The organism is Streptomyces sp. Y2F8-2 (assembly GCF_014905555.1).
GTDB lineage: Bacteria > Actinomycetota > Actinomycetes > Streptomycetales > Streptomycetaceae > Streptomyces > Streptomyces cynarae.
Window position 1 is genome coordinate 1 of sequence record NZ_BNGS01000016.1, and the last position, 11,344, is coordinate 11,344.

The 11,344-nt window shown below is 67.1% G+C and carries 4 protein-coding genes and 1 pseudogene; 1 reads left to right on the forward strand and 4 read right to left on the reverse strand.

The window, feature by feature from the left end:
* Positions 1–547: 547 nt before the first annotated feature.
* The 4 genes and pseudogenes from SY2F82_RS36850 to SY2F82_RS36860 all read right to left on the reverse strand — a co-directional run bounded on the left by SY2F82_RS36850 (position 548) and on the right by SY2F82_RS36860 (position 9,795).
* The gene (locus SY2F82_RS36850; protein WP_236041852.1) at positions 548–3,628 is read right to left on the reverse strand and encodes an RICIN domain-containing protein; all 3,081 of its coding nucleotides are present in this window, start codon (positions 3,626–3,628) and stop codon (positions 548–550) included.
* A 147-nt stretch (positions 3,629–3,775) separates the two neighbouring features.
* Positions 3,776–4,003: pseudogene (locus SY2F82_RS40025) on the reverse strand (arabinofuranosidase catalytic domain-containing protein); the annotation flags it as partial.
* Positions 3,918–6,815, reverse strand: coding sequence for an RICIN domain-containing protein (locus SY2F82_RS39615; RefSeq protein WP_200422134.1), 2,898 nt, complete (start codon positions 6,813–6,815; stop codon positions 3,918–3,920). The gene SY2F82_RS39615 and the pseudogene SY2F82_RS40025, both read right to left, overlap by 86 nt.
* A gap of 175 nt (positions 6,816–6,990) precedes the next feature.
* Positions 6,991–9,795, reverse strand: a complete 2,805-nt coding sequence (locus SY2F82_RS36860) for a DNRLRE domain-containing protein (RefSeq protein ID WP_200422135.1) — start codon at positions 9,793–9,795, stop codon at positions 6,991–6,993.
* Positions 9,796–10,268: 473 nt separating this feature from the next.
* Between SY2F82_RS36860 and SY2F82_RS36865 the strand changes: the two genes are divergently transcribed.
* Positions 10,269–11,279, forward strand: coding sequence for a LacI family DNA-binding transcriptional regulator (locus tag SY2F82_RS36865; protein ID WP_308437796.1), 1,011 nt, complete (start codon positions 10,269–10,271; stop codon positions 11,277–11,279).
* The last annotated feature ends 65 nt before the right edge of the window (positions 11,280–11,344 follow it).

An 11,344-nucleotide genomic window follows, 5' to 3' on the forward strand; every position in this document is an offset into this window, starting at 1 on the left:
AGTTCGGCGAGGGCGAGGGCCGCACGCCGCAGGTTATGAACAGCTGGCATGTCTCAGCGCCTCTCCTGTCTCACCAACGTCCTGGTGAGGCACCAGCTTGATCGGCTACGGACTGAGCGGGCAAGTGTCTCAGTGGTAGCCGGGGACCGTTGCTCGTTCGTGACCTGTGTGCCCGGTCCGCTGACGCATCTCTCGGGGGCGGGATGGGTCGGACAAGGCAGAGCCCCGGACCACTGTTCTCGTCGACCGCCGCAGACGGCAGGTCCTTGGGACGCCTTCGTGATCGTCGTTGGCATGCTCAGGGGCAGCACCGGCAAGACCACCTCGGCCTGGTTCGATCTTCTACGAGGCCGTTACCGAGGCGAAACGGCTGATCGTGCCGGTCGCTCCCACCTCTGACGCGAGTACGCGGTGGCAGAGGTTCACGGGGAGGATGCCGGCTCGCATTCCGCCGGCACCGTCCCTCAGGTACTTCGCCCCCCTTGGTCCGCCCCAGCAGCACACCGAGGCGGGTGAGTGGGGTGTGCGACCCGTGACGCGGAGGGGGTCAGTCCACGTTCACCGCCTGCCACAGCTGGCTGTCGGCGTTCGTGTCCGTCGTCTGAACGAGCTGAGCGCCTGCTGCGGTCGAGGAGCCGGACACCGAGAGCAGCTTGCCGCTGTTCACATTCTTGATCTTGTAGTAGCCGTTCCCACTGGCGATCAGTGTCCAGTGCTGGCTCGCACCGTTGTTGTCGGGCTGCTGGACGATGGCCGCGCCGTCCGTGGTGGACCCGCTGGTGACGTCCAGCAGCTGACCGCTGTTCTGGTTGACGATCTCGTAGCTGCCGTCACCGACAGCGACCCACCGCCAGCGCTGGTTCTGCGCTCCGGTGTCGTTCCACTGGAGGACGTTCGCCCCGGCGGAGGCCGATCCACCCGAGACGTCGGTCGCCTTGCCGCTGTTCTTGTTGAGGATCTTGTAGTACGCGTTCTTGGCGGGGAAGGGGACGGAGGCGAACGCGTCCAGCGCGCAGACGGTGTTGGACGAGGCCGTGTTCTTCGTTCCGGCGCACACGACCTTGATTGTGTGGGGGCCCGCGGCGAGATCCGTCTTCTCGAACAGCGGCACCTGCTTCGTCACCGTCGAGGCATAGGCGTCGATGCCCGCCTGAGCCAGGGCGCCGTCGATGTAGACGTCGACCTTCCCCATGTTCGGCTGCTTCATGCCGAGATACCGAACGCCCGAGCCGGTGAACGCGTACTGGACGTAGTCGCCCGCCCTGTTCGTGAACTTCTCGGACCCGTTGAAGTCGCGGGAGTCGTTCCAGTTCGACCAGCCGGAGGAGTAGGTGAGAGTGGAGTCCTTGTCGTCGAGGTAGGCCCATCGCTGCCGTACGAGCGACTTCGACGCGGGGGATGCGTTCCCCTGGGCGTCCACGACGTAGAGGCGGTAGTCGCCGACTGTCTGCGGGACGTTGATGGTCGTCGCGGTTCCGGCTGCCTTCGTCATGGTGGGGCCGACGGCGAACGTCGTCGTACCGGAGGGAGCCAACCAGAGCGTCCTGGTCGCGTCACCGATGGTGCGGACGGGGATGGACGACACGCCCTTGCCGGTGAACGTGCTCGCGGGCAGGGCGTAGTCCTGCAGGCCCAGGTTGCTCTCGGGGACGAGGTCCTTGTAGGCGGCCTCCAGACCGGACTTCACGGCGATGTCGTAAGCCTGTGACGGCCACACGTTGTCCGCGTACGCGCGCACGTCCTGGATGGTGCTGTTCGGGACGCTCTTGCTGAAGATCTTGTTGACGGTGCCGTAGGTGTTGGTGATGCTCAGGTCGTGCTGCCGGCCCCAGGTGCCGGAGTTGATGGTGTAGGCCACGTTCGGGTCGACCTCAAGCACGTTGTCGTGGTAGTTGATGTAGGCGGAGCCTTCGTCGGGGTGCATCCCGTACTTGTGGCCGGCCGGAACGCCCTGGATGTAGTTGTTGCTGATCTCGGTTCCAGGCTGGCTGCCCAGCGTGTAGATGGGAGCTGAGTCGCCGAGCACCTGCATCGTGTCGACGAGCTCGTTGTACTTGACGGTGTTGTTCTTCGCCGTGGTGGTCGGGTTCCCGGGATTGATGGAGCCCGACGAACCGTCGAAGTTCCACCATCCCCAGCCGAGCGTGATGCCCGCCCAGGGGGACTTCTCGATCCGGTTGTGCTCCAGGTCCAGGGTGTCGGCGAAGTACGCCGACACGGGACTGGACCCCTGGAACAGGACCGCGCTGTCGTAGAGGTAGTTGTCCGTGACGGTGATGTTCTTGCAGACGCCCTCGACGTTCACGGGGTACTTCTCGTGGTTGGTCGAGGTGTAGTCCCCTATGTACACGTGCTGGGGGTGTCCCACGGTGAGGGCGGAACCGGCGATGTCATTCGTGAAATTGCCGGTCAGCTGCGAGTCCGTCACGTCGTTGGCCAGGGTGATCCCGTCGGCGCCGGTGTGCTGCACCGTGTTGCGCTGCAGGGTGATCCCGTCGGCGTTCTCGATCTGGATGATCCCCGGCGGCAGGTCGACGTTGCGGTAGCTGTAGGCGTGGAAGTTCTGCCTCGCGTACACGGTCGAGCCGGCGTTGCCCTGCTGGCCTTGCCGGAAGACGGATCCCGCGACATTGACCAGGTTCCAGTCGGAGTGCTCGACCGTGAGCCCGGAGAACGTGATGTTCCGGGCGTGGTCGGTCGTGGACGTGCCCGCGATCCTGATGAGGGTGGACACGTTGTTCGGCGCGAAGACCTTCGCCGTGGTCATGTCCTCGGAGCCGGACTTGTAGTAGTACAGCGTGTGCTTCGTCTTGTCGAAGTAGAACTCGCCCGGCTGGTCAAGGAACTCGTAGGCGTTCATGAACGTATGACTGCCGCCGGCTTTGAACGGGCCGTACGGCGGTGCCTGGGCGATGGCCGCACCCGGCTGCTGGAACAGGGCGACGCGGTTGGCGCCGTCCGAGCTGGTGGTGATCTGGCGGACGCCCACGATGGCCGTGGTCCAGGTCGTCGCCGACTCGATCTCGACGTCGTCCTGGTTGGACGCGATGGCCGGCAGGTCGGAGAGGCTGTACTTGGCCCCGTCGCACTGCGAACCCGACTCCCAGGCCCAGGGAGCCTGGCCGGCCGCGACGGTGTAGGTCCCGTAGCAGCCGGCCGAGTTGATCGTCTTCGAGGCCATCTCGGCGCGCTTACCGTTGACGTAGAGCGCGCGGAGCTTGTCGTCGCGGTTCAGCGGGGCCTTCCAGATGTTCCCGCTCTGCTGTCTCCAGCCGGTCACCTGAACGCCCCCGTCCAGGACCGGCTTCTCGCCCGGGTAGGCGGCGTACACGACACGGTGGCCGTTCGTTCCGGAGTCGGCCGACGTGAAGTCGATGGTGCTGCTCACCGGGTAGGTGCCGCCGCGGAGATAGACGTTGATGTCCCCGGTCATGTTGCTGTTGACCGTGCGCACGACGTCCCGTGCGTGCTGCAGGGTCTTGAACGGTGCGGTAATCGTCCCGGCGTTGGCGTCGTCGCCGTTGGGGGCGACGTAGTACGTCGCCTGGGTCGCGGCCGAGGCCGGGGTCGGCGTCGTGAGGGATGTCAGCAGCGCTGCGGAGCAAGCCATCGCAAGCACTGCTGACACCTGGCGGATGATGGAGGTGGCGGGTTCGTAACGGACTGCGAGTGTCATCGCGAGGTCAGGGTCCCTTCGGTGCGGACGCCGATCGTCAGCAGCAGGTTGACGTGGGTGCAGGGTGTCGCGGGTGTTCGCCGCGGGTGTGTCCGAGGGGTAGCCCGAGGTCATGACGCCTTCATAGAAGGTGCCCTGGGCCCACTTGCTGTTGTCACCTCCGATGCCGAGGATGATCGCGCCTTCCTTGTGCATCGGGTTGCAGCCGGAGACGGGGCCGCCGCTCACGTGCCCAGGGCCGTCACAGCCCCACTGGCTGCCATTCCTGGTTGGAGCCGCCGTTGGCGGGCCACTGGATGACCTTGGCGCCGTCGGCGGTGGATCCACTCTGCACGTCCGCGCACAGCCCGCTCTTGATGTTGACGAGGCGGTAGTAGCCGCTGGTGGCCGCCGGAACGAGCTTCCACCACTGGTTGGTGCCGTTGGCGTCCGACCACTGGTCCAGGGCTGTGCCGCTGCTGGTGGAGCTGCCCGGGACGTCGAGCACCTTGCCGCTGTTGACGTTGGACAGGCGGTAGGACCCGTCGTAGTCGGGGAGCAGCTTCCACTGTTGGTTGGCGCTGCCGGACCACGTGTACTGGATGACGGGCCCGCCGTCGGAGGTGGAGGAGCCGGAGACGTCCATGACCTTGCCGCTCTTGCGGTTGACCAGCTTGAAGGGGCCGGTCAGCAGGCCGATCGTGATCGTGGTGCTCGTTCCTGCGGTCAGCGACACGATGCGGGCGTGGTTGCCCAGCGACGACGTGGTGACCGTCGCGCCGGTGCTGATGGATGTGATGCCGCGCCGGCAGATGAAGGTGATGTTCTGGTCGATGTCGGAGGTGAGCGTGACGGTGGCCGTGCGGGCCGCCGTGTCCCAGGACAGCGACTGGATGGTGACGCGGTTGCGGCCGCGGACGCCGTTGATGGTGCCCTTCGTGAGCTGGTCGGGGAGGGCGGGGAGGATCTCAAGGACACCGGGGCGGGTGTAGACGAGTGCTTCGCCGAGGACGGCGGGGATGGTGTTGGCGGCGTCGCAGTTGTAGATGTCCAGGTTGGGGTTGTGGGAGGTCATCAGACTTCGCCACACCATGTTCTGGCCGTAGATCTTCAGCAGGTTGCCGTAGACGCCGGGGCCGTCCTTCAGGCGGGCGCGGGCCAGCGCCCGGTGGAGGCTGCCGTGGGCGGAATAATTCTGGTCGCCTCGCTTGTCCAGGGCCGTGCGGGCGTACTTGACCAGGTCGGGCTTGTCCTCGGGGTTGATCTCGTGCAGCGGCCAGGCGCCGTACAGGTGCTGGACGTGCCGGTGGTTGTAGCGGTCGGTCAGGCCCGGCCAGGACCACTCGGCGAGCGCCCCGTCGCTGTTGACGGTGTAGTCGGGCAGCTTGGCGAGAAGAGCGGTCCAGCGCTGCACGCCCTGGCCGCTGCCCTGCTCCAGGCCAAGGGTGTTGGCCGCGTCGATCGCCGCCTGGAGGGCGTGCCGGCCGGCCATGATGTCGCCGGTGGCGTTGATGGAGAACGCCTGGCCGGTGCTGGTCGGGGTGTTCTCCATGGAGTAGGAGGGGACGAAGACGGCCTTGCCGCTGGAGTCGGTGCGGGTGAGGAAGTCCTCGTAGAACAGGGCCAGTTCCATCAGGGCCGGGCCGAGCTTGTTCTTCAGGAAGGCACTGTCGCCGGTGACCTGGTAGTACTCCAGAAGCGGGTAGAGCAGCCAGTCGGCGCCGCCGGTCCAGGCCTCGCCGGGGAAGCTGCCGCTGTTGAAGTGCAGCATGTGCCCGTACTCGCCGTCGGTGCGGGACGGGGCGAGGAAGCCGCGAGCGCCGTAGAGGTTGGTGGCGTTGTCGCGCCAGTGCTGCAGCTGCCCGAGGATCAGGTCGAAGTAGCCCTGCATGGCGTCGGTGAGGTCGAGGATGTTGCCCCCGGCGACCTGCAGGTTGATGTTGGCGTCGGTGGTGAAGTCGTCGGCCCAGGAGCCGTTCCAGGTGCCGGTCCAGATGCCGGTCAGGCGTGGTGGCAGGACGCCACTGGAACTGATGAAGAGATAGCGGCCGGAGTCGTACATCCTCTCCAGCAGTGCGACGTCGATGGCGGACGCGTTGCTGTTCTGGCGGGCTATGAGCTCGCTGGTGGCCAGCCGGCGGTCGGCGGCGGAGACGTTCAGGTCGATGCTGGAGCGGTCGTACATGGCCTGGTGCTTCGGGGCATGGCGGCCCAGGAGGGTGGCGTAGTCGGCCGTCAGCGCGGCGAGGGCGGTCTGCAGGGGCTGGCTGTTCCAGCCGGTGGAGGTCTCGTACCGGCCGAGCTTGGTCAGCAGCAGCACCTTGGTGGCCTTGGCGACCACCAGGGTCTGCCCGCTGGCGGTGACGGAGGAGCCGCTGCCGGAGACCACGACGCGGGTGACGCCCTCGTAGCCGTAGGCACCGCCGGAGGGGTAGGTGCCGCGCAGGTTCAGGTAACCGTCGCCGCTGGTGACGGTGGCGGTGGTGGAGAAGGACACGCTGGTCGGCACGCCCGCAAGAGCGGTGTTGACGCTGATGGTGGTGTCCACGGTGCGGCCGGTGGCGGGCAGCAGCTCGTGGACGATGACCTGGTCGGCGCGGGAGACGAAGACGTGGCGCTTCCAGGTGCCGTACTGGTCGGTCCAGGTGTGGGTGACCTCTCCGGTGCGGAAGTCGGTGATGCGGGCGAAGTCGTTGACGGTGGTCATGCCCGGGGTGCTCAGCTGCAGTTCGTAGCCGGGGTGGAAGCTCTGCGTCCACCGCAGGCTCCAGCCGCCTGCGAAGGTCGTGGAGGCCCCGGCGTAGTCACCGGCCAGCGCCTTGTCCCGGGCCGCCTCCAGCTTGCCGGAGATCACCGGCGGCATGACGCTCCGGCTGCCGTTGGGCAGCACGAACCGGTGATGATTGAAGATCACCTTCTCGAGCGTCGGCTCCCCGTAGTAGACGGCCCCGTACTCGCCGTTTCCGCTCAGGAACCCGTCGGTCCAGGCGGAGGCGGTGGCGTTGTCCCAGATGCCGCGGTCGGGCAGGGTGACCTGGGGCGGTACGGCCGCGGCGGCCTGGGAGGCGAAGACGAAGCCGGGCAGGGCCGTGGCGCCGGCGGCGAGGGCGGCCGTGGTGAGGAAACGCCGACGGTTGAGGGGAAGGTCGGGCAGCGGCATGGGGCGACTCCGTTGTCGGACGGTGAGGACAACTGGGCACAGGGGTGCCACCGGTGCGGGTGCGGTGGTGGACAACAGCGCTTTGTCAGACATGCGGTGGCTGGATCAGCCGTCGACGGCAGAACCGGACGGCTGAGGCCGGCCCGCCCCGCGGGGACGGACCGGCCTCGAGTGTCTACGGGGTCAGGGTCACCCCGGGCGCCATCTCGGCGGTCCCATTGGTGAGCTTTCCGGAGCCGGTGGCGCCTTCGGAGCTGACGAAGCGCAGCTCGTGGTTGGTGCCCCCCGCGTTGCAGACGGCGAGCAGGAGCGTGGACTGGTTGGCCGCATAGGCGTTCTGGACGAAGGAGGTGATGTCGACGGTGATGTCGCGGCCGTCGATGGCGTTGCCCTGGTGGGTCCCGCCGCCCTCGGGGATGAGGGTCGAACCGAGGGTGAAGGTGGCCGACTTCGCGACGGAGGAGGTCGTGGCGGTGAAGCTCGGCCGGTTCTGCCAGGTCATCGTGTTGATCGGGCAGGACGTGCCGCCGCCGGTGCAGGTGGTGTCGCTGACGGGTTGCACGAGCAACTGGTCGGTGTCAGTCGACGGGACCGTCGAATAGCGGTGGCCGACGTAGGTGAGGTGGAGCGTCGCCTGGCTGGGTGCCCTGGTGAGGCTGCTGAGGGGGAACTGGATGTAGGAGAGCTTTCCGTCCCCGGATCCTGTGGTGTACTGCTCGCCCATCAGGCCGGTCCCGGTGTTGCGGGTGATGAGGGTCAGGTCCGTGGAGTTGTTCTTGGTCTGGTCGCCGGTCCACGCACCCACCCAGGTGTCACCGTTGGTGAGGGCGCCGGCCTTGACGTTCTGGGTCTGGCCGTTCGCGTCCGTGTAGGTGGTGGTCAGCGTGCCGATCCCGCTCGTCGTCAGCGGGAGCTGGCTGGTGTATTCGACGAGCTGGCCGGCGACGCGGATGTTGTTCAGCGTCGCGTTCGTGGTGCCGTTCAGCGTGCTGCTCGTGTTCTGCTGCGAGAACCACACGTTGTCGAGCTTGAAGGTGCCGATCGGGGCCCGGGTGTACGTGTACGCGGTGCCCGACCCGTCGGGGTTGGGGGCGAACCCGTAGGTCGCCTGCTGGTCGGCGGTGATGGTCTGGGTGGATCCGTTGCCGCCGTTGAGCCCGATCGGTCCCTTGGTGAACCGGGAGGTGTCGATCGAGCTGTTCTTCACCACGATGCTCTGGATGCGCGGGTACGGGTTGGGGCTGTTGTGCGTGAAGATGCCGCCGGCCAACGGCGACACGGAGTTGAAGTTGTCGAACGTGTAGTTGGTGAGCCGGTATCCGTACGAACTCCATCCGAGCCGGATCGCGTTGCCGGCGGCGACGGACCAGTTCAGCGTGTTGCTGACCGAGATGTTCTTCGAGTCCTCGTTGTCCCAGTGGTAGTTGTTGAACCCGAGATCGTCGGCGACGGTGTCGTGGGCGGCTACCGCGTTGACATAGCCCTGGACGTCGGCCGTGGAGGTGCCGAGCTGGAAGTTGTTCCACACGCCGGAGGCCAGCGGGGTGAATCCGTCGCTGGGGTTGTAGTGGCCGGAGGCGAACGCGTCGTCGTTGCCGAGGGTGAAGACGCCGTTGGCGGTGATGTCCTGGCCGCTCGCGAAGTCCGTCCCGTCTATCCAGGGCTGGCGGTACGGGGTGAGGGCCTTGATGTTGTTGAACGTCACGCGGTTGGCGCTGTGGGTCTCGTAGTTCCACTGCTTCGCGTTGCGCTCGTAGGTGTCGTTGAACGTGATGTCCGACGAGTGCATGACCATGACGCCGCCCTGGTGCTGGCTGCGGTAGGCGTCGTGCAGATCACCGCTGCTGGAGGCGTTGTAGTTCGCCACGCCGTTGCCGTCGAAGACGCCGCGGCCGTCGATTTCGATGTTGCTCGAGTTGATGATCCCGATCGCCGGCTCGAACGCCTCCATGTACGCCTGGATGCGGTTCTTCAGCAGGGCCCCTTCGTCGGTGTAGATCTTCAGCCTGCCGCCCTTGAGCTTGCTGCCGTCCACACCGTTGACCAGGAGACCGGACCACACGTACGTGCCGTTCGGGAAGTAGAGCGTGTTGAGCGCCGTGGGGTTGGCTTTGATGGTGTCGATGGCGGCCTGCAGGGCGTACGTGACGTCGCCTGCGGCCATCACCCGCACCTTCGGGTACCGCACATTGACGCTGCTCGCGCTCACCAGGCTCCCGGCCGAGGTTTGCTGACCGGCGGGGATGGCCGTGCCGTTGACGGTCTTGCCGGCCATGGAGCTCGTCGTCGCGGCGGGAGCCTTCTGAGCCGCGCTGTTCGGGTGCGCCGCGAGGTACTTCGCGGCGAACTCCTGGAAGTTGAGGACACCGGTCTGCAGGTTGACGCCGGAACCGTCCGAGGCGCTCGTGGTGTTCGGACGCTGCGCCGGATCCTCCAGAGGGTCGTTGACGACCGCCAGGTAGGGCTGTCCCGTGGCGTTGGTCGAGTCGCCGTTGACCATCACGATCGCCTGGTTCAACCCGGCGGCCGCTGACATCTGGAACGTCAGGGTGTGCTTGTCCGCGCTCACCGAGACGCTGCTGGAGGGGTAGTAGCGCGCCGGGTAGATGTTCACCGTGTCGATCGTGGTGCTGGGCAGCGTGACCGTGATCGTCGGTGTCCGGGAGTCCGACGCGAAGCGCGCGATGTCGAAGTTGTGGCCGTTCTCGGTGTACTGGACAGCCTGGACGGGCGTACCGGCGACCTGCACCTGGTACTTGGTGGACGCCACGTCCGGGGACGTCGTCGTACCGCCTCCCACTCCCGTCGGTGCGTACGTGTGGACGGTGGTGGCGGCGTGTGCGGGGACGACGCCGGTGAGCATGAGGCTCGCCGCCGTGATGGTGGCACCGGCAGCGGCCGCGATGAAGCGCTTCACGCGCGAACTGCGTCGCGCCGGGGCCGGGTTCGGGTCGGCGTCGCCGCCGGCCGGTCTGATCATGTCTGCCTCTCCTCAGGACGAGACCTCTCCAGGTCTGTTCAGGCGCTCGCCGCCTGCTGGAGACGGCGCGGAGCATTCGCGATGCTGCGGCCGGACCGCGGCCGGACCGCGGCCGTTGGGGGCCGTCGCGGCCGAGAGGACCACCCCGACGCACCGAGCGCGGGAGCGCGAGGTGACATCGAGTGTTGTTGCGCGCGGTGGACCAGGGGTGACACCGCCACGTTGACCCCGCCACGTTGACCGATCCATAGGATCAGCGTGGCGGGGACGTTACTGTCGCACTTCCGGAACCGTCAATGCTCCGCGCACTTAAAGTCGCTGAAACAGCCATGACTTGCTCATGACGCCCTCACCGCGCTGCGTAACGGCTGAATCACGGCCACGGTACGAAGCCTTGCCCTCCTGCGACAGTCGCCCTACGCTGACGCCACTTTCGTGGATCGATAAAAGTTTCGGGAGCCTACGTGGTGACAATGGCGGATGTGGCCGCGAGGGCGGGAGTCACGAAGCAGACCGTCTCCAACGTGGTGTCCGGCAAGAAGGTGCGGCCGGAGACCCTGGCGAAGGTGAACAAGGCGATCGCGGAACTCGGCTACAAGCCGAACCTGGTGGCGCGCTCACTCCGCACCGGCAGCACGTCGACAGTGGGGCTGTTCGTGCCATCGGTGGCCAACGCGTTCTATTCGGAGGTGGTCGAGGAGGTGGAGAACCTCCTGGTCGGCCACGGATACAACCTGCTGCTCGCAACGACGCGCGACGATCCCGACTACACCCGGGCCCACCTGGAGAACCTCACCGCGCGCTCGGTGGACGCACTGCTGGTCGCCGGGGACAACGGCGTCGAACAGCAGCTGCCGATGCTCGCCGCGGCCAACTTCCCGGTCGCGCTGTTCGCCTGGGAGGGCGACCCGCCGACCACACTCCCGGTGGTGTCCATCGACTACCAGCACGCCGGGTTCCTGGCCGGGTCTCACCTGCGGGATCTCGGCCACCGGAACGTCGCTGTGGTCGCCGACCTCCCCGCGCACACGCCGCGCGTCGTGGGGTTGCGCCGGGCGTTCGCCCCCGACGAGCTGGACGACCGCAAGGTGTTCGCCTGCACCAGCGACGACGCCGCCGGCGGCTTCGCCGCGGCCTGCGCGGCGCTGGAGGCGGATCCGGAGCTGACGGCGATCTTCGCCACCCACGACGTCCTGGCCGTCGGTGCCATAGAAGCGGTGGTCCGGTCCGGGCGGCGGATCCCCGACGACGTCAGCGTCGTCGGCTTCGACGACATCGCCCAAGTCGGGCGGATCCGACCGGCACTGACCACGGTCACCTTCCCCAAACGCGAGATGGCCCAGCAGGCCGTCGAACTGCTGCTGCGGGCCGTCGACTCGGGCCGGCCGCCGACCAATGTCGTATCGCTGCTGCGCCCGACCCTGACCGTCCGGGACAGCAGCGGTCCCGCCCGGCGCGACCGCTTGGCACCTGGCACCGCCTGACCTGCCACGGCACACCCTCATGAGCCGCCGGCGCAGTCCTTCCATGCCGTTGCCCGCTATGACGG